At 62.9% G+C, this 17,448-nt stretch carries 16 protein-coding genes; 10 read left to right on the forward strand and 6 right to left on the reverse strand.

Annotation, left to right across the window (positions count from 1 at the left end; genetic code table 11):
• Positions 1-10: 10 nt before the first annotated feature.
• The 3 genes from ACMGF8_RS11750 (at position 11) to ACMGF8_RS11760 (ending at position 1,911) form a co-directional block, all read left to right on the forward strand.
• Complete coding sequence (locus ACMGF8_RS11750) at positions 11-739, forward strand: OmpA family protein (protein WP_102861458.1); 729 nt, start codon at positions 11-13, stop codon at positions 737-739.
• Between the two features lie 139 nt (positions 740-878).
• Positions 879-1,160 (forward strand): DUF1145 domain-containing protein, encoded by a 282-nt coding sequence (locus ACMGF8_RS11755; RefSeq protein ID WP_102861459.1) that lies wholly within the window; start codon positions 879-881, stop codon positions 1,158-1,160.
• Positions 1,153-1,911: a collagen-like protein gene (locus ACMGF8_RS11760; protein ID WP_416759717.1), complete on the forward strand. Its 759-nt coding sequence runs from the start codon at positions 1,153-1,155 to the stop codon at positions 1,909-1,911. The genes ACMGF8_RS11755 and ACMGF8_RS11760 overlap by 8 nt, the downstream gene beginning before the upstream one ends.
• A gap of 56 nt (positions 1,912-1,967) precedes the next feature.
• Here ACMGF8_RS11760 and ACMGF8_RS11765 read toward each other — a convergent pair whose 3' ends face one another.
• Positions 1,968-2,432: a CopD family protein gene (locus tag ACMGF8_RS11765; protein WP_416759719.1), complete on the reverse strand. Its 465-nt coding sequence runs from the start codon at positions 2,430-2,432 to the stop codon at positions 1,968-1,970.
• 99 nt (positions 2,433-2,531) lie between these two features.
• Here ACMGF8_RS11765 and dinG point away from each other — a divergent pair, with 99 nt between their 5' ends.
• The 5 genes from dinG (at position 2,532) to pdxH (ending at position 10,477) form a co-directional block, all read left to right on the forward strand.
• Positions 2,532-4,676, forward strand: coding sequence for an ATP-dependent DNA helicase DinG (dinG, locus tag ACMGF8_RS11770; RefSeq protein ID WP_102878618.1), 2,145 nt, complete (start codon positions 2,532-2,534; stop codon positions 4,674-4,676).
• A gap of 93 nt (positions 4,677-4,769) precedes the next feature.
• A complete protein-coding gene (locus tag ACMGF8_RS11775) occupies positions 4,770-7,169 on the forward strand; it encodes a beta-galactosidase (RefSeq protein WP_416759721.1) in 2,400 nt (799 codons plus the stop codon).
• Positions 7,170-7,281: 112 nt separating this feature from the next.
• Positions 7,282-8,427: a serine hydrolase domain-containing protein gene (locus ACMGF8_RS11780; RefSeq protein ID WP_102861464.1), complete on the forward strand. Its 1,146-nt coding sequence runs from the start codon at positions 7,282-7,284 to the stop codon at positions 8,425-8,427.
• A gap of 140 nt (positions 8,428-8,567) precedes the next feature.
• Entirely contained in the window at positions 8,568-9,806 is a 1,239-nt protein-coding gene (locus ACMGF8_RS11785) for an OmpA family protein (RefSeq protein WP_416759724.1), read from the forward strand.
• 23 nt (positions 9,807-9,829) lie between these two features.
• Positions 9,830-10,477 carry a pyridoxamine 5'-phosphate oxidase gene (gene pdxH / locus ACMGF8_RS11790; protein ID WP_102861466.1) on the forward strand — a complete coding sequence of 216 codons (648 nt, stop codon included), beginning with the start codon at positions 9,830-9,832 and terminating at the stop codon, positions 10,475-10,477.
• A 10-nt stretch (positions 10,478-10,487) separates the two neighbouring features.
• Here pdxH and ACMGF8_RS11795 read toward each other — a convergent pair whose 3' ends face one another.
• A complete protein-coding gene (locus tag ACMGF8_RS11795) occupies positions 10,488-10,724 on the reverse strand; it encodes a hypothetical protein (RefSeq protein WP_102861467.1) in 237 nt (78 codons plus the stop codon).
• A 173-nt stretch (positions 10,725-10,897) separates the two neighbouring features.
• Here ACMGF8_RS11795 and ACMGF8_RS11800 point away from each other — a divergent pair, with 173 nt between their 5' ends.
• Positions 10,898-11,362, forward strand: a complete 465-nt coding sequence (locus ACMGF8_RS11800) for a glycine zipper 2TM domain-containing protein (protein WP_011059627.1) — start codon at positions 10,898-10,900, stop codon at positions 11,360-11,362.
• A 78-nt stretch (positions 11,363-11,440) separates the two neighbouring features.
• Here the strand turns inward: ACMGF8_RS11800 and nhaA are convergent, their stop codons facing one another.
• The gene (gene nhaA, locus ACMGF8_RS11805; protein ID WP_416759728.1) at positions 11,441-12,628 is read right to left on the reverse strand and encodes a Na+/H+ antiporter NhaA; all 1,188 of its coding nucleotides are present in this window, start codon (positions 12,626-12,628) and stop codon (positions 11,441-11,443) included.
• A 319-nt stretch (positions 12,629-12,947) separates the two neighbouring features.
• On the opposite strand from nhaA, the gene ACMGF8_RS11810 reads away from it, so the two are divergent.
• Positions 12,948-14,042, forward strand: a complete 1,095-nt coding sequence (locus tag ACMGF8_RS11810; protein ID WP_416759730.1) for a PLP-dependent cysteine synthase family protein — start codon at positions 12,948-12,950, stop codon at positions 14,040-14,042.
• Between the two features lie 132 nt (positions 14,043-14,174).
• On the opposite strand, the gene ACMGF8_RS11815 is transcribed toward ACMGF8_RS11810, so the two are convergent.
• The 3 genes from ACMGF8_RS11815 to ACMGF8_RS11825 form a co-directional block, all read right to left on the reverse strand.
• Positions 14,175-15,788, reverse strand: coding sequence for an NAD(P)/FAD-dependent oxidoreductase (locus tag ACMGF8_RS11815; protein ID WP_102861470.1), 1,614 nt, complete (start codon positions 15,786-15,788; stop codon positions 14,175-14,177).
• Between the two features lie 112 nt (positions 15,789-15,900).
• Positions 15,901-16,578, reverse strand: a complete 678-nt coding sequence (locus ACMGF8_RS11820) for a hypothetical protein (protein ID WP_207167173.1) — start codon at positions 16,576-16,578, stop codon at positions 15,901-15,903.
• 178 nt (positions 16,579-16,756) lie between these two features.
• Entirely contained in the window at positions 16,757-17,356 is a 600-nt protein-coding gene (locus ACMGF8_RS11825; protein WP_102861471.1) for a short chain dehydrogenase, read from the reverse strand.
• Between the last annotated feature and the right edge of the window lie 92 nt (positions 17,357-17,448).

Consider the following 17,448-nt stretch of genomic DNA (forward strand, 5'->3'; position numbering starts at 1 on the left):
AGCATTCATGATGAACCTTCTTCCTCGGGCCGTTTTCCCGGTCCTGTTGCTCGGCGGCCTACTGACAGGTTGCGCAACCCACAGTGATGGCACTGCTCCCCTCAACCAACGCACCTGGCCCCTCTGTAGTCTGCTCGGCGGGCTGGCCGGCGGTGGCTTGGGAGCGATCGAGAGTGGTAGTTGGGCGGCTGGAGGAGCGGCCCTGGGGCTGATCGGTGGTGGCCTGATCTGTTACGCCCAGGATGGCGACGAGGATGGCGATGGGGTATTCGATCGTCGCGATCGTTGCCCGGACACGCCTTCCAACACGGCGGTGGATAATCGCGGTTGCCCGATGCCCGAGTATCCGGCAGTGGTCAAGGCGCCGGAGCCTGAGGTAGCAGCGCCTGCGGAAGTGATCACCCTCAGTGACCAGGGCAATGTGCTGTTCGCCTTCGACTCCGCGGAGTTGACCGCCGAGGCGCGCAACCAACTGCAGGGGCTGATGGCCAGGCTGGCCAATGCCGATGTGGTCAGCATCAAGGTGCTCGGGCATACCGACAGCCAGGGTTCCGATGCCTATAACCAGAAGCTCTCGGAGCGCCGCGCTAGCAGTGTCGTCACCTTTCTTGTTGGCCAGGGCGTGGCGTCGGAAAAAATCAGCAGCCAGGGCCTGGGAGAAAGTCAGCCGGTAGCGGATAACGACAGTGAGCAGGGGCGAGCGACGAATCGTCGCGTGGAGCTGCATCTCCAACGTTGAAACGAGTCGGTCCGGGTCGGCGATCCTCGCCGATCGGGCCGCTAAACAGACGCTTCGGGAAGAATTTTCATCGACCTCTGGCGTATCCCCGGGGTAAGTCGTTACTGTGCGCGCAAAGAATAATTCACAAGGGGAGCCTATGAAGGTCTTATGGGGGGCGGGGAAGTTTCTGACCTTGGTCTTTTGGCTGGTGGTGTTGATCAATCTGGTCAAGCCATTGATCAATCCGTTGCACCTGCTGGTCAACCTGGCGGGTAGCCTGTTGCTTTTGACCCATTTGCTGGAACTGCTGCTGTTCAATGGCAGCCTCAAGGAGCGTCCACATCCCTGGCGTGATCGTTTACACATCCTGCTGGTGGGGATCTTCCACCTGCAAACCCTTCCCGCTGCTGCTCCTGTTGCCGAGACCGACCATGCGTAAGCTTTGCCTGCTGGCCCTGTTCTGCAGTCCTCTGGCCGTGGCCCAGGTGGTCCAGGTTGAAACCAACTCCTTCATGCGCCTGCCCAATACCGCCAGCACCCTGCAGTTGGAGCGTCTGGATGTGGCGGACTACGGCACCTTGCTGATTCCGGCCAATGTCACCGAACTCAATGTCGACGACCTGCATCTGGGACGTGACGCGCGGATCGCCATCGTGCCTACCGGGCAAAGCCTGCAACTGATTGTCCGCCATGCGCAGTTGGAGAGCGGCAGCCAGATCAACTCCCGTGGTGCACCGGGCACCTATGAGAAGGTGGCCAAGCCGGGGCGCAATCTTAACCTGCGAATCGAGTCCTTGAAGGCCGAGCAATTGTTCGTGGACGCCCGCGGTGGCAAGGGGGCTCCCGGTTACGTCGGCCTTGATGGTGCCAATGGCCAGGAGCCGGGTTGCACCTGGGGGCAGGCCGGGCGCGGTGCCGACGGTGACAACGGCGGTGATGGCCGGCCCGGGGCTTCGGGCGCCGAGGTCCGGCTGGAGTTGCCCCGTGATTACCCCAGCGAGCAGATCAAGGTCCTGGTCGATGGTGGCGCCGGCGGCCTGGCCGGTGCCGGCGGCAAGCCGGGGGCCGGGGGCAAGTCCAAGGGCTGCCTGGTCTACCGAGCCGACGGCGGCAAAAGCGGGCGTCCCGGTGCTCAGGGGCAGCCGGGCCCTGTGGGCGAGACGGGGTCACTGACGGTCCAGCGCTTGTAGTCAACCTCGAAAGATGGATTGTTCCAGCCGCCCGCTCCTGTAGCGGGCGGTTGCTTTCAGAAGCTTGGCCGGGCCGCTGCCAGGGCCACCAGTACCAGGCTGATGATCAGGTTGCTGCCCACCAGCCGGCGGATCTTGCCCAGCGCCGCGGCGCCGGCCGGCCAGTCCTGCGCCGCGACGGCCTTGCGCAGCTCCGGCAGTTGCAGGGACTGGATGCGGATGAACAGGGCGGTCATCACCAGATACAGCCCCATCATGATCTGCACATACTTCGGCGCGGTTTCAAAGCCGCTGAAACGCAAATGCAGCAGGCCGATACCGCTGATCGGCAACAGCACCACGGCGACCCAGACCCAGACGAAAAAACGCGGAAACACTTGCACCCAGAGCTGCAGTCGCGCCGGTCCCTCAAGGGCCGCCACGGCTGCCGGGCGCAGGACCATCCAGGCGAAAAACATGCCGCCGACCCAGACCAGGGCGGCCAGTACATGCAAGGTGTAGGCAAGGGCGAAAGCGGTCATTCGGGTACTCCGTTCTGCGCGACATGAATTAGCGGGGTATGATAGCGGCCGATTCGAACCACTGAAAATTTATCCAGCGTTTTGTGCGCCCGAAAAACCATGATCAGCAACGAACTCAAAACCACGATCCAGGGCGCCTACTCGCGTTTTCTCGAAGCCAAGAGCCTCAAGCCGCGTTACGGCCAGCGCCTGATGATTGCCGAAGTGGCCAAGGTCCTGGGTGATATCGACACCGACGACGAGGGCCGGCGCAGTGGCGACCCGGCGGTAGTCGCGGTGGAAGCCGGTACCGGTACTGGCAAGACCGTGGCCTACAGTCTGGCGGCCATTCCCACGGCCAAGGCCGCCGGCAAGCGCCTGGTGATAGCCACCGCCACCGTCGCCCTGCAGGAGCAGATCGTCTACAAGGACCTGCCGGACCTGATGCGCAACAGCGGGCTGAACTTCAGCTTCTCCCTGGCCAAGGGCCGCGGGCGCTACATGTGCCTGTCCAAGCTCGATATGTTGCTCCAGGAAGGTCACGCCCAGACCGCCACGGCCCAGCTGTTCGAGGAAGAAGGCTTCAAGATCGAAGTGGATGAAGCCAGCCAGAAGCTGTTCACCAGCATGATCGAGAAGCTCGCCGGCAATAAATGGGACGGTGACCGCGACAGCTGGCCCACCGCCCTGGAAGACGCCGACTGGGCGCGCCTGACTACCGACCACAGCCAGTGCACCAACCGCCATTGCCCGAACTTCGGCCAGTGCGCCTTCTACAAGGCTCGGGAAGGCATGGGCAAGGTGGACGTGATCGTCACCAACCACGACATGGTCCTGGCCGACCTGGCCCTGGGCGGCGGCGCGGTGCTGCCGGACCCGCGCGACACCCTCTATGTGTTCGACGAAGGCCACCACTTGCCGGACAAGGCCATCGGCCACTTTGCCCATTACACCCGGCTGCGCTCCACCGCCGACTGGCTGGAGCAGACCGCCAAGAACCTCACCAAGTTGCTGGCCCAGCACCCGCTGCCGGGGGATCTGGGGCGCTTGATCGAGCAAGTGCCGGAGCTGGCGCGGGAGATCAAGACCCAGCAGCAGTTCATGTTCAGCGCCTGCGAGCAGATCGCCGACTTCAAGACCGGCGAAGACATGGAAGGCCGCGAACGGCCACGCCATCGCTTCGTCGGCGGGCTGATCCCCGACCACATGCGCGAGATGGGCATCGAGTTGAAAAAGGGCTTCTCCCGTCTCACCGATCTGTTCACCCGCCTCACTGAGCTGCTCAAGGAAGGCATGGATGGCGAGGTCAATATCGGCATCGCCAGCAATCAGGCCGAAGAGTGGTATCCGCTGTTCGGTAGCCTGCTGGCGCGGGCGTCGGGCAACTGGGAACTGTGGACCGCGTTCACCATCGAGGACCCGGAAGACAATCCGCCCATGGCCCGTTGGCTGACCCTGGCCGAGAGCGGCTCGCTGTTCGACATCGAGGTCAACGCCAGCCCGATCCTCGCGGCGGAGATGCTCCGACGCAATTTGTGGAACGTGGCCTACGGCGCCCTGGTGACGTCGGCGACCCTGACCGCCCTGGGCACCTTCGACCGCTTCCGCATGCGTGCCGGGCTGCCGAAGAAAGCCGTGACTGCGGTGGTACCCAGCCCGTTCCATCACGCTGATGCCGGGGTGTTGCGAGTGCCTGACCTGCGTGCCGATCCGCGGGATGCGCCGGCGCATACGGCGGCGATCATCCGCGACCTGCCGGAACTGGTGGAAGGCTCCCGGGGCACCCTGGTGCTCTTCTCTTCGCGCAAGCAGATGCAGGACGTGTTCGACGGTCTGGATCGGGATTGGCGCAAGCAGGTGTTCATCCAGGGCAACCTGTCCAAGCAGGAGACCCTCAACAAGCACAAGGCCCGGGTCGACGGTGGCGATTCCAGCGTGCTGTTCGGTCTGGCGAGCTTTGCCGAAGGGGTGGATTTGCCCGGTGCCTACTGTGAGCACGTGGTGATCGCCAAGATCCCGTTCTCGGTACCCGATGATCCGGTGGAAGCGGCGCTGGCGGAATGGATCGAGGCCCGGGGTGGCAATCCATTCATGGAAATCTCGGTGCCGGATGCTTCTCTCAAGCTGGTTCAGGCCTGCGGCCGTCTGCTGCGTACCGAGCAGGACCGCGGCACTATCACCCTGCTGGACCGCCGCCTGGTCACCCAGCGCTATGGCAAGGCTATCCTCAATGCCTTGCCGCCATTTCGCCGAGAAATATCATAAGCAAGGCGCGCACCTTTGCGCGCCTTGCTGTCTATTTCATATCACCGCTTCAGCACCGGCCGTTCATCGGTCTTTAGGGAGAGCCAGGTTCATATGATTCGCCGTTCGTTGCCCGCTGTATTTGCCCTGTTGTTTGCCGCGCCTGTGTGGGCGGCCCCGACCGGACAACAGACGCTGTTCAACTTTGTCCGGCCTGCCGCTGTGGTGCAGGTGGCGACACAAGATGCCAGCCTGCCGCAGTCCAACGCGGAGCAAACGGCCGAAGGCGAGGTGCTGCGGCGTATCATCTTCAACCCGACCCGTCGGCCTAGCCTGACCCTGGCGCCCCAGAGCGGTGCCTGGGACTGGTCGCAGTCAGGGATGATGAGCCTGCGCATCCAGAGCGCGATGAACTGGGCCCTGACCCTCTATGTGACCATTCAAAGCAACGACGGCAAGACCCTGGTCAGTCGCGTCGATCTGCCCGCGGGGCCGGCGCAGACCCTGCTGGTGCCGCTGGTGGCCAACACTCCCCTGAGCCAGGGCATGAAGGCCGCGCCGCCGATGCCGATGACCGTGGACGGTCAGCGCATCCTGCTGGCCAGCAGCGAGGGACAATTGGACCGCAGCCAGGTGGTGTCGGTGACCTTGTCCCTGGATAGCCCCAAGGCCGCTCAGAGTATCCTCCTCGAGCGCTTTGGCGTGCAGGACGGCGAGGGCGTGGTCAAGGCGGTCTACGGTTCCCTGGTGGATGGCTACGGCCAGTCGACCCGGTCCCGCTGGCCGGAAAAGATTACCAGCGACGATCAGCTCAAGGCGGCCGATGCCAAGGAACAGCAGCAACTCAAGGCGTGGCTTGGCGAGCGCGAGAAGACTTCCCTGGACAAGTTTGGCGGCTGGGACAAGGGCCCGAGCTTCAAGGCCAGCGGCTTCTTCCGCACGGAAAAGCGTGACGGGCGCTGGTTCCTGGTGACTCCGCAAGGTCACCCGTTCTACTCCCTGGGCGTCAACACCGTGGCCCCGGATAACAGCCAGACCTATGTCGCCGGGCGTGAGTGGATGTTCAGCGCCTTGCCCAAGGACGGCGAGCCCCTGGCGAGCCATTACGGTGAGGGCGACAACCGTGGCGGCAACGGCGCCGACCGGGGACGTGGTTACAACGCCGGCCGCTGGTACGACTTCTATCGGGCCAACCTGCAACGTACCTACAGCGCCCCCTGTGCAATGGCCAGCGAAGCTCCGGCCGAAGCCTCCGGTACCGAGCCCAAGCCAGCGGCGCCTGAAACTGCCGCAGTCCCATGCGCGACACCGACCTTCGATGAGCGACGCTGGGTCAGCCACACCCTGGACCGCTTGCAGGCCTGGGGATTCAACACCATCGGTAATTGGAGCGCCCCGGCGCTGGGGGCGGCCGACCGGGTGCCCTACACCTTGCCGCTGTCCATCGTGGGTGATTACGCCAGCATCAGCACGGGCAGTGATTGGTGGGGCGGCATGCCGGACCCCTTCGATCCGCGCTTTGCCATGGCCACCGAGCGCGCCGTGGCCATCGCCGCCCGCGACCATCGGGATGATCCCTGGCTGATTGGTTATTTTGCCGACAACGAGCTGGCCTGGGCCGGTCCCGGTAATGATCCCCAAGCCCGCTATGCCCTGGCCTACGGCACCCTGCGCCTGACCACCGATGTGCCGGCCAAACGGGCCTTCCTCAAGCAACTGCGGGACAAATATCGTAACCAGGCGGGCCTGTCGAAAGCCTGGGGCATCGATCTGTCGGCCTGGGAGTTGATGGAGGACCCGGGTTTCGTGCCGCCACAGCCAAGTCCCGAGCACCCGGAGATCGAGGCTGACTTCAAGTATTTCCAGAAAGTCTTTGCCGAGACCTATTTCAAGACCATCGCCGACTCGCTGAAGTGGCATGCCCCCAACCATCTGCTGCTGGGCGGTCGCTTTGCCGTCAGCAACCCCGAAGCGGTGGCGGCCTGTGCCCAGTACTGCGATGTGCTGAGCTTCAACATGTACACCCTCAAGCCTCAGGACGGTCAGGACTTTGCGTACCTGCGCAGCCTTGACAAGCCGGTGCTGGTGACCGAGTTCAATTTCGGCTCCCGGGATCGTGGCCCGTTCTGGGGCGGGGTGACCGAGCTGGCTCGGGAGGAAGATCGTGGACCGGCCTACGCCAACTTCCTCAAACAGGCCGTGAGTGAGCCATCGATTGTCGGTGTGCATTGGTTCCAGTATCTCGACCAACCGGTAACCGGACGTCTGCTGGACGGTGAAAATGGCCATTTTGGCCTGGTGGGCATTACCGATGTGCCCTTCCAGGGTTTTGTCGACAATGTGCGCAAGAGCAACCTGCAGGCGATTGAACAACTGGCCAAGGAAACACAGAAGGCCCGGGTTCAGGCGCAGCAGGCTGGAGCCGCCGAGCATGGCAGCGAGGAAGCGGGCAAGGGCCACGAAGGCAAGGGCGCGGGTGAGCACGCTGGCGGCCATTCCGCTAACGGTCATTGATCGATCCGGGGCTCTGCCGCGCTGCACAGAGCTCCGTTGGCTGTTCCCAAATCCGTTTCGGGCTGGAACAATGCGCGCCTCGTTGTCGAGCAAATGTGCTGGGGGAGTCAGGGTGCAGATTCAGGGTCATTACGAACTTAAATTCGAGGCGGTACGCGAAGCCTTCGCGGCACTGTTCGACGATCCCCAGGAGCGCGGCGCGGCGCTGTGCATCCAGATCGGCGGAGAAACCGTCATCGACCTGTGGGCCGGCACCGCCGACAAGGACGGTGCCGAGGCCTGGCACAGCGATACCATCGCCAATCTGTTCTCCTGCACCAAGACCTTCACTGCGGTCACCGCCCTGCAACTGGTGGCCGAAGGCAAGCTCAGGCTGGATGCGCCGGTCGCCAGTTACTGGCCGGAGTTCGCCGCAGCAGGCAAAGCTGCCATTACCTTGCGCCAATTACTCTGTCATCAGGCGGGCTTGCCGGCCCTGCGCGAGTTGCTGCCTGCCGAGGCCCTCTACGACTGGCAGGCCATGGTCGATGCCCTGGCCGCCGAGCAGCCCTGGTGGACGCCGGGTGACGGGCATGGCTACGCCGCTATCACCTATGGCTGGTTGGTGGGTGAACTGATCCGACGCGCCGATGGACGCGGTCCGGGAGAGTCCATTGCGGCCCGGGTCGCAAGACCCCTGGGGCTGGACTTCCATGTCGGCCTGGCCGACGAAGAGTTCCATCGGGTGGCACATATCGCCCGTGGCAAAGGCAATGTGGGTGACGCGGCAGCCCAGCGCTTGCTGCAGGTGACCCTGCGCGAGCCGACGGCCATGACCACCCGGGCCTTCACCAATCCACCGTCTATCATGACCAGCACCAACAAACCCGAGTGGCGGCGCATGCAGCAGCCGGCGGCCAATGGCCATGGCAACGCCCGCAGTCTCGCCGGGTTCTACAGCGGCCTGCTCGATGGCAGCTTGCTGGAGGCCGATATGCTCGAAGAACTGACCCGCGAACACAGCCTGGGCATGGACAAGACCCTGCTGACCCAGACCCGATTCGGCCTGGGCTGCATGCTTGATCAACCCCAGGTCGCCAATGCCACTTTTGGCCTGGGGGCTCGGGCGTTCGGGCATCCGGGTGCCGGGGGTTCCATCGGTTTTGCTGACCCGGAGCATGATGTGGCGTTCGGTTTTGTGACAAATACCCTGGGGCCTTATGTATTGATGGATCCACGGGCACAGAAGCTGGTGCGGGCTTTGTCGGATTGTCTGTAAAAAGGTTGCTGTTAAGCACTTTTTTGCTTAAACATGCTTGGAAAGCTGCAGGACGGAACCCTGTGGCTTTTATAATTTCCAAGCGTCTGTTTGTACCGGTCATGTAGACCGAATTTTTTATCTCATTTTGTGGATATCCCATGTCGTCGAACAAGTCTCTAGCCTTGGCCATCTGCCTGACCGTCACCGGTTGTGCACAAACCCCACAAAATGAAGCGGATGGCGGCCATTGGTGGTCGTTCGGGTCCGATAAGGCCAGCAGCAAGGAAGCCCCGCAGACCGCTGAAAAAACCGTCGCAGCCGAAGCGCCAGCTCCTGTCGCTCCAGCAGGCAAGCCGGCAGTGGCGGCCAAGCCCGCAGCTCCTGCGGCCGCTGCCGGTAAAACCACCGCCTCCGCGAAGCAGGCAGCACCGGCAGGCAAAGCGCCGGTTGCCGCCAAGCCGGCAGCAGCCGAGCCAGCTCCTGCCCCTGTAGCCGCAGCACCTGCCGCTCCTGCTGCCAAGGCCGAGAGCAGCAACTGGTGGTGGCCGTTCTCCTCCAAGGAATCCGCCGACAAGCCTGTGGCTGAGACCAAGAAAGCCGAGCCGACTCCAGCTCCAGAGGTCGCCAAGGCCGCCGACTCCGAGACCCACTGGTGGTGGCCGTTTGCCAAGAGCCAGCCCAAGCCCCTGAGCAAGGTCAATGTGGCGGACATTCCAATGCCCGACCCGAAAATCACCCAGGCCTGGCTGGACGACTACGAGCCGCGCCTGCGTGAAGCGGTGAAGGACAGCAAGCTGCAAGTAGAACGTCGTGAAAACGTGCTGGTGGTGACTGCGCTGGTCGATGCGTCCTTCAACCCGGACCGTCCTGCCATGCTGCTGCCAGTGACCCTGGGCCCATTCACCCGGGTGGCCAAGGCTGTTGAAGGTGACCCCAAGACCGCCGTACTGATTCTCGGCCACGCCGATGCAACCGGCCCGACCCTGGCCAACCAGAAGCTGAGCCGTGATCGCGCCCAGTCCGTTGCTGCCATCTTCAGCCTCAGCGGCTTGAAGCAGGACCGCCTGATGCTGCGTGGCATGGGGGCGGTCATGCCGCGTGCTGCCAATGACAGCCCTCAAGGCCGTTCGCTGAACCGTCGAGTGGAAATCATGCTGACCCAGCGCAGCACCATGCTGGGCCTGCTGAGCAAGTACAACCAGCCGACGCCGTCCGAGACCGAAATGGTCGCGGTGCAAGATGCCAAGCCGCCTGTTCCTGCCGCCTCAGGCAAAAAGGCCGCAGCGCCGGCGAAGAAGTCCACCGTTGCCAAGAAGCCTGCCGCCAAGAAGGCTCCAGCGAAGAAGGCCGCAGCTCCAGCGAAGAAAACAACGGCTACCGCTCAGGCTAAAAACTGATTCTCAAGGATAAGGAAGCAGGCATGACTCAGTCTCTGGCTGATATGCGCCGGGATTACACCCGCGATGGTTTGTCCGAGGCCCAGGCCCCGGGTGAACCCTTCGCGCTGTTTCATCAGTGGTTTGCCGAAGCGGTGAAGACCGAGCAACCGCCGGTAGAGGCCAATGCCATGACGCTGGCGACTGTCGATACTGACGGTCGTCCCCACTGCCGCATCTTGTTGCTCAAGGGGCTGGATGAACAGGGTTTCACCTTCTTCACCAACTACGAAAGCGCCAAGGGCGAGCAACTGGCCGCACGGCCCTTTGCCGCCATGACCTTCTTCTGGCCGACCCTGGAGCGTCAGGTGCGGATCGAAGGAAAGGTGGTCAAGGTCACTCCCCAGGAGTCTGATGCCTATTATCAGGTGCGCCCTCTGGGGAGTCGGTTGGGGGCCTGGGCTTCACCGCAAAGCCGGGTCATCGCCGATCGCAACGAGTTGCAGGAATTGCTCAAGGCCACCGAGGCGCGTTTCAGTGATAGTCAGCCTGATTGCCCGGAGCATTGGGGTGGTTATCGCCTGCTGCCGGAGCGCATCGAGTTCTGGCAGGGTCGCCCCAGCCGCCTGCATGACCGTTTGAACTATCGCCTGCAGGCGGGGCAGTGGAGCCGGGAGCGCCTGGCCCCCTGAAGCGCGCAGGTCAGTCGCCGGGATAACCGGCCGCAGCGGCTTCCAGCCATTGCGGCAGGTCCCGGCGTTTTACTTTCTGGCGTTGGGCCTCGGCTAGCTTTTGCAGCATGAATTGTTTCTTCTGTTCATCGGTTCCGGCCAGGGACAAAGCCAGGTCCCTGTCCACCCAACGCTTGATGCGCACGTAGAGCCACCAATGGAAATACAGACCGGCGATGGTGGTCACGATGATGATGAAGTAATCCATGAAAATCCCTTGCTGGTTGGCGCTATGCTGGAAATCGGCGTTACCGTATTGAGACGGTTTGGCTTTTTTGCAGTCTGTACTTTGGCTGAATGAAACCAATTTTATCCGGGCGGTGCCGTGACAGGCGTCAAGCTGCGGAGTCTAATGGCTATCTGTCCTTTGGAGTTGATCCTATGCGTAAGTCTGTTTTGCTGGTTGCGTCTTTCACCACGATGGCAATGTTGCTCGGCGGTTGTGCCTCTAACCTGACCGGTGACTCCTACTCCCGTGATGAAGCACGTCGTGTGCAAACCGTGCGTATGGGCACCATCGAGTCCCTGCGTCCGGTGAAAATCGAAGGCACCAAGACCCCCATCGGCGGCGCTGCTGGCGCTGTGATTGGTGGCGTGGGTGGCAGCGCCATCGGCGGCGGCCGTGGCAGCATCGTCACCGCTGTGATCGGTGCGGTAGCTGGCGGTCTGTTGGGTTCGGCTACTGAAGAAGGCCTGACCCGTACCCAGGGCGTGGAAATCACCGTGCGTGAAGACGATGGCAGCATGCGTGCCTATGTGCAGCAGGTACAGGAAAACGAAGTGTTCCGGGTTGGCGATCGCGTACGCATCATGACCGTCAACGGTACCAGCCGCGTTACCCGCTGATATTTCTGCTACAAAACAAAACCCCGGCCAGGCAACTGGTCGGGGTTTTGTGTTTTCAGGCTGTCGGATCGGTGTGGATCAGGAGGCCAGCGCCGTGTTCTTGCGGCTGGCGGCGGCGGTAACCGTATAGCCAATCAGTGCGGCCAGCAACGAGCCGGTGAGAATCCCCATGCGATCCATGCCGGCGTATTCGCTGCTACCGGGCACGAAGGCCAGGGAGCCGACAAACAGGCTCATGGTGAAGCCGATGCCGCAGAGAATTGCCACCCCGAGGATCTGGCCCCAGTTGGCGCCGGCAGGCAAGGCCGTAAGTCCGGCTTTGACCGCCAACCAGCTGAGGCCGAACACACCGATGGTCTTGCCCAGCAACAGGCCGATGGCGATGCCCATGGGGACATGGTGGGTGAAGCTCTCAAGGGTCACGCCGTTCAGGGACAGGCCGGCGTTGGCGAAGGCGAACAGTGGCAGGATGCCGAACGCCACCCAGGGATGCAGCGCATGTTCCAGGGCCAGCGAGGGCGAGGATTCGGCATTACGGGTACGCAAGGGAATGCAGAAGGCCAGGGTCACGCCGGCCAGGGTGGCGTGGACACCACTCTTGAGCACGCAAACCCAGAGAATCAGGCCGATGATCATGTACGGCCCGAGTTTCACCACCCCCATACGGTTCATCGCCACCAGGGCGGCAATACAGGCGGCCGCCAGCATCAGTGACAGGGTCGACAGGGCGCCGGAATAGAAGATCGCGATGATCACGATGGCCCCCAGGTCGTCGATGATCGCCAGGGTCATGAGGAACAGTTTCAGCGATGTCGGCACCCGCTTGCCCAGCAGGGCCAGGACCCCCAGGGCGAAGGCGATGTCGGTGGCGGTGGGAATCGCCCAGCCATTGAGTGCCGCCGGATTGTCCCGGTTGAGAAACCAGTAGATCAGCGCCGGGACCAGCATGCCGCCAATGGCCGCCATGCCCGGCAGGACGATTTGCGAAGGCTTGGACAGTTGCCCTTCCAGGACTTCGCGCTTGACCTCAAGGCCGATCAGCAGGAAGAACAGCGCCATCAGACCGTCGTTGATCCACAGCAACAGCGGTTTGGCGATCTTCAAGGCGCCGATCTGGGCCACCACCGGGGTTTCCAGCAGGCCGTTGTACAGCCAGGACAGTGGCGAGTTGTTGATGATGAGAGCCAGGATGGCAGCGGCGATCAATAACAGACCGCTGGCAGCTTCCATGGCAAAGAAACGAGTGAAAGTGCTACGCAGAGGCAAGGTCGCTCTCCATCTAAATCTAAAAAAGGTGGCACACCCTAACCCGTACAGATAGTTGTTAAAACAAAAATTATATTCTTTTTTGTTATATGCAGAGGCTAAAGGGCCTGTTTGAAAATGCGCTTTTGCAGTTGTGTTTCCAATTGCTTCCCAGCTGTACCTGTAAGGTCCGAAAGTTATTTCATAACATGTCTTTTCAGGGCCGTTCCGAGCTGTTTTTCCCGGGAAAACGCCAGTCAGCCACGAACCCGGATCATCTCCGCCGGGTGCATTTCATCTTCTTGCGCCGGTACGGCGTTCGATCTGACGAGAATAGAACATGAGTGACAATCGCCAGTGGGCCCGTGAGGCCATTCGCATTATCGAAGCCGACTTCCAGCGCAGCGCCGACACCCACCTGATTCCGCTGCCTTTGCCGGGACTGCCGGGCATTGAATTGTATTTCAAGGATGAATCCAGCCATCCCACGGGCAGTCTCAAGCACCGCCTGGCTCGCTCGCTGTTTCTTTATGCCCTGTGTAACGGCTGGCTCAAGCCCGGCGCGCCAGTGATCGAGGCCTCCAGCGGCTCCACGGCGATTTCCGAGGCCTATTTCGCCCGTCTCTTGGGACTGCCTTTCATTGCCGTGATGCCAGCCACCACCTCCCAGGAAAAGATCGCCCAGATCGCCTTCTATGGCGGCAAGAGCCATCTGGTGCAGGACCCCACGCAGATCTATGCCGAATCCGAGCGCCTGGCCCGGGAGAGCGGTGGCCACTTCATGGATCAGTTCACTTACGCCGAGCGGGCCACCGACTGGCGGGCCAACAACAACATCGCCGAATCGATCTTCCAGCAGCTGCGCTTCGAGCGTTACCCGGAGCCCAGCTGGCTGATCTCCAGCCCCGGCACCGGTGGCACCACCGCGACCCTGGGGCGTTACGTGCGTTATCGCCAGCACGGCACCCGGGTGCTGTGTGCCGACGCCGAGCGTTCGGTGTTCTTCGACTACTACCTGAGCGGCGATGCCAGCCTGCGCCTGGACTGCGGTTCGCGGATCGAAGGCATCGGCCGGCCGCGGGTCGAAGCTTCGTTCCTGCCCAAGGTGATCGACGCCATGGTCAAGGTGCCGGATGCCCTGTCCCTGGCAGCCATGCACTACCTGGCCCAGCGTCTGGGGCGGCGGGTCGGCGGCTCCAGTGGCACCAACCTGATCGGCGCATTGATGGCCGCCCAGCACATGGCCGCGGCCGGCGAAAGCGGTTCGATCGTGGCGATTCTCTGTGATGGCGGTGAGCGCTATGCGACCACTTACTACGATCAGCAGTGGCTGGCGGAGCAGGGGTATGAGTTGGATGCCTTGATCGATGCGGTAGCGGCGAGCGTCGAGCGTAGCGAGGCACTCCCGGCCAGCGTATTGCGCGCCGGCATCTGAACCTGTCGTAGGAGCCGGCTTGCCGGCGAAGAGGCCCTTGAGCCTTGCACTGTTCTGGATGACATCTTCGCTGGCGAGCCAGCTCCTACGGCAGGCGGTAGGAGCCGGCTTACCGGCGAAAGCACCCGTCCGTCAGGCCTGAATGCCGAGGATGTCGCGGGCCACGGCTTCGGCAATACGAATCCCGTCCACACCGGCGGAAAGAATTCCCCCGGCATAACCGGCGCCTTCGCCAGCGGGGTACAGACCCTTCACATTCAGGCTCTGCATCGAGGCATCACGGGTAATGCGCAGTGGCGATGAGGTGCGGGTCTCGATGCCGGTCAGCACCGCATCGTGCAACGAGTAGCCCTTGATCTGCCGTTCGAAGGCCGGTAGTGCCTCGCGAATGGCCTCGATGGCGAAGTCCGGCAGGGCCAGCGCCAGATCTCCCAGGCTCACGCCGGGCTTGTAGGACGGCTCGACGCTGCCCAGCGCCGTGGTGGGTTTGCCGGCGATAAAGTCGCCCACCAACTGCGCCGGGGCCTGGTAGTTGCTGCCACCCAGGACGAAGGCGTGAGACTCCAGGCGTTCCTGCAATTCGATGCCGGCCAGCGGGCCGCCCGGGTAATCCACTTCCGGAGTAATGCCGACCACGATGCCGGAGTTGGCGTTGCGCTCGTTGCGCGAGTACTGGCTCATGCCGTTGGTCACCACCCGGTTCGGCTCGGACGTGGCGGCCACCACGGTGCCGCCCGGGCACATGCAGAAGCTGTAGACCGAACGGCCGTTCTTGGCGTGGTGCACCAGCTTGTAGTCGGCGGCGCCGAGTTTCGGGTGGCCGGCGTACTTGCCCAGGCGCGCACTGTCGATCAGCGACTGCGGGTGTTCGATACGGAAACCCACCGAGAACGGCTTGGCTTCCATGTACACGCCCCGACTGTGAAGCATGCGGAAGGTGTCGCGGGCGCTGTGGCCCAGGGCCAGGATCACGTGCCGGGAATGCAGTTGTTCACCGCTGGCCAGCTCCACGCCCTGCAATTGACCGTCTTCGATCAGCACGTCGGTGACCCGCTGCTCGAAGCGCACTTCACCGCCCAGGGCGATGATCTGCTGGCGCATGTTTTCCACCACGCCAGTGAGGCGGAAGGTGCCGATGTGCGGCTTGCTGACGTAGAGAATCTCGTCTGGCGCACCGGCCTTGACGAACTCGTGGAGCACCTTGCGGCCGTGGTGCTGCGGGTCCTTGATCTGGCTGTAGAGCTTGCCGTCGGAGAAGGTCCCGGCGCCGCCTTCGCCGAACTGCACGTTGGACTCGGGGTTGAGCACGCTTTTGCGCCACAGGCCCCAGGTGTCCTTGGTGCGCTGGCGCACTTCCTTGCCGCGCTCGAGGACGATCGGCTTGAAGCCCATCTGGGCCAGCAACAGGCCGGCAAAGATGCCGCAAGGGCCGAAACCCACCACGATCGGTCGCTCGCTCAGGTCTGCCGGGGCCTGGCCCACCACCTTGTAGCTGACATCCGGCGCCGGGTTGACGTTACGGTCGTCGGCGAACTTGAGCAGCAGCGCCGCTTCGTCGCGTACGTTGAGGTCGATGGTGTAGATGAAACACAGCTCGGAAGATTTCTTGCGCGCATCGTAGCTGCGTTTGAACAAGGTGAAATCGAGCAGGTCATCGCTGGCGATCCCCAAGCGCTGCACGATAGCGGCGCGCAGGTCTTCATCGGGATGGTCGATCGGCAACTTGAGTTCGGTGATTCGTAACATGACAGGATCCGGGTAGGCGGTGCGCAACAGTGCGCCGGCTTGCTTTGCACAAACCGGCGATTATAAGCCGCAATCCTCCCTGGCCGTGAGGCTAAAACCGCTGCTCGTCGAATCAGTCGTTGCGCGAGCCGCCGAAATAGCCGCAACCGCGCTGCACCTGACCGTCCACCCGCAGTTCGGCACTGAGGTGCTGGACGCTGCCGGTTGTCGGGTCGACGCAACGCTGCGGCGCCACCCAGAGCTCCACGCGCTGGTGATTGGCTTCGCTGCTGAGGTTGAAACGGCCGTCGCCCAACTGTTCTTCCAGATAGGGCAGGGCCAGGGTCGGTTGGCCGGCGCGTTCGATCATCATGCCCTTGGCGCTGACATCGACGTTCCAGGCCGGGTTCTTGCTGCCGGCCCGCAGGATCAGGCGCTGGAAGTTCGGGTCGCCGCAGGCGCTGGCGGAGCGCTCGACGCGGTACAGCTGGCGCAGGTCCAGCTGGCCGTCGCTGCTGCCACTGGCGGAGAACTTGCCTCGCAGGTCGGCAAACAGCTTGCCCTGTTTCTCCGCCAGGGTGGCGGCCTCCTGCAGCACGCTGGTGCCGCCGCCGTCACTGACCACATAGCGGCGATCCTCGGTGCAGGGCTTGAACAGCAATTTGCCGTCCGCCGCACTGAGTTCACCCTGCATCCGGGTCAGCCCGGCCATGGAGGGGGCCTGGGGCTGTTGGTTGAACATCGGCAGCATCTGGCAGCCGGCAAACAGCGGCAACAGGGCGAAACAAAGCAGTGAACGGGCAGTGCGCATCATCGGGCCTCCAAGCGGAAGCCGACACGTTACGCAGCCCGCCCGGTCACCACAACCCCGGATTGAAGGCTGCGGCGCCATCAACCGCAGGAGCCGGCTTGCCGGCGAAGCGCCCCTGGAGCCTTGTGCGGTTCGGCAGGACGCCTTCGCCGGCAGGCCAGCGCCTACACAAGCCGGCTTAGCCGACGTGATAGGTCTGGCCGGTCTGCAGGCCTTCCACGCTCTTGGCGTAGGCCAGGGCCACGTCAGCCGCCGGCACCGGCTTGAAGCCACGGAAGTAGGGGGCATAGCTGCCCATGGCTTCCAGCAGCACGTTGGGGCTGATCGAGTTGATCCGCAGGCCCCGCGGCAGTTCGATGGCGGCGGCGCGCACGAAGCTGTCGAGGGCGCCGTTGACCAGGGCCGCCGAGGCCCCGCTGCGGATCGGGTCGTGGCTCAAGATGCCGGTGGTGAAGGTGAAGGACGCGCCATCGTTGGCGTACTCGCGGCCGATCAGCAGCAGGTTGACCTGGCCCATCAGCTTGTCCTGCAGGCCCAGGCTGAAGTGCTCGGCGGTCATGTCCGCCAGGGGCGCGAAGGTGACGTTGCCGGCGGCGCAGACCAGCGCATCGAAGCGTCCGGTTTTCTCGAACAGGGCGCGAATCGACTGGGCATCACTGATGTCCACCTGGAAGTCGCCGCTGCTACGGCCGATCCGGATCACCTCGTGACGCTGGGACAGTTCCCGGTCAACCGCCGAACCAATGGTGCCGTTGGCACCGATCAAGAGAATCTTCATGGGGCGTTCCTCGATAAGGGGGGAAGAACTTGCAGTCTAGAGTGGTTTTTTACGTGGATTAACGCGCTAATAGGCAACCTTTGGTTTTAAAA

This window comes from Pseudomonas sp. BNK-7 (assembly GCF_048072025.1).
In the GTDB taxonomy this organism is placed as follows: domain Bacteria; phylum Pseudomonadota; class Gammaproteobacteria; order Pseudomonadales; family Pseudomonadaceae; genus Aquipseudomonas; species Aquipseudomonas danubii.

What these genes read in the sequence shown, in the direction of transcription:
- ACMGF8_RS11750 (WP_102861458.1), top strand. Translation starts at nt 11, where the DNA reads ATGAACCTTCTTCCTCGGGCCGTTTTCCCGGTCCTGTTGCTCGGCGGC.
- ACMGF8_RS11755 (WP_102861459.1), top strand. Translation starts at nt 879, where the DNA reads ATGAAGGTCTTATGGGGGGCGGGGAAGTTTCTGACCTTGGTCTTTTGG.
- ACMGF8_RS11760 (WP_416759717.1), top strand. Translation starts at nt 1,153, where the DNA reads ATGCGTAAGCTTTGCCTGCTGGCCCTGTTCTGCAGTCCTCTGGCCGTG.
- ACMGF8_RS11765 (WP_416759719.1), bottom strand. Translation starts at nt 2,432, where the DNA reads ATGACCGCTTTCGCCCTTGCCTACACCTTGCATGTACTGGCCGCCCTG.
- dinG (WP_102878618.1), top strand. Translation starts at nt 2,532, where the DNA reads ATGATCAGCAACGAACTCAAAACCACGATCCAGGGCGCCTACTCGCGT.
- ACMGF8_RS11775 (WP_416759721.1), top strand. Translation starts at nt 4,770, where the DNA reads ATGATTCGCCGTTCGTTGCCCGCTGTATTTGCCCTGTTGTTTGCCGCG.
- ACMGF8_RS11785 (WP_416759724.1), top strand. Translation starts at nt 8,568, where the DNA reads ATGTCGTCGAACAAGTCTCTAGCCTTGGCCATCTGCCTGACCGTCACC.
- pdxH (WP_102861466.1), top strand. Translation starts at nt 9,830, where the DNA reads ATGACTCAGTCTCTGGCTGATATGCGCCGGGATTACACCCGCGATGGT.
- ACMGF8_RS11795 (WP_102861467.1), bottom strand. Translation starts at nt 10,724, where the DNA reads ATGGATTACTTCATCATCATCGTGACCACCATCGCCGGTCTGTATTTC.
- ACMGF8_RS11800 (WP_011059627.1), top strand. Translation starts at nt 10,898, where the DNA reads ATGCGTAAGTCTGTTTTGCTGGTTGCGTCTTTCACCACGATGGCAATG.
- ACMGF8_RS11810 (WP_416759730.1), top strand. Translation starts at nt 12,948, where the DNA reads ATGAGTGACAATCGCCAGTGGGCCCGTGAGGCCATTCGCATTATCGAA.
- ACMGF8_RS11815 (WP_102861470.1), bottom strand. Translation starts at nt 15,788, where the DNA reads ATGTTACGAATCACCGAACTCAAGTTGCCGATCGACCATCCCGATGAA.
- ACMGF8_RS11820 (WP_207167173.1), bottom strand. Translation starts at nt 16,578, where the DNA reads ATGCGCACTGCCCGTTCACTGCTTTGTTTCGCCCTGTTGCCGCTGTTT.
- ACMGF8_RS11825 (WP_102861471.1), bottom strand. Translation starts at nt 17,356, where the DNA reads ATGAAGATTCTCTTGATCGGTGCCAACGGCACCATTGGTTCGGCGGTT.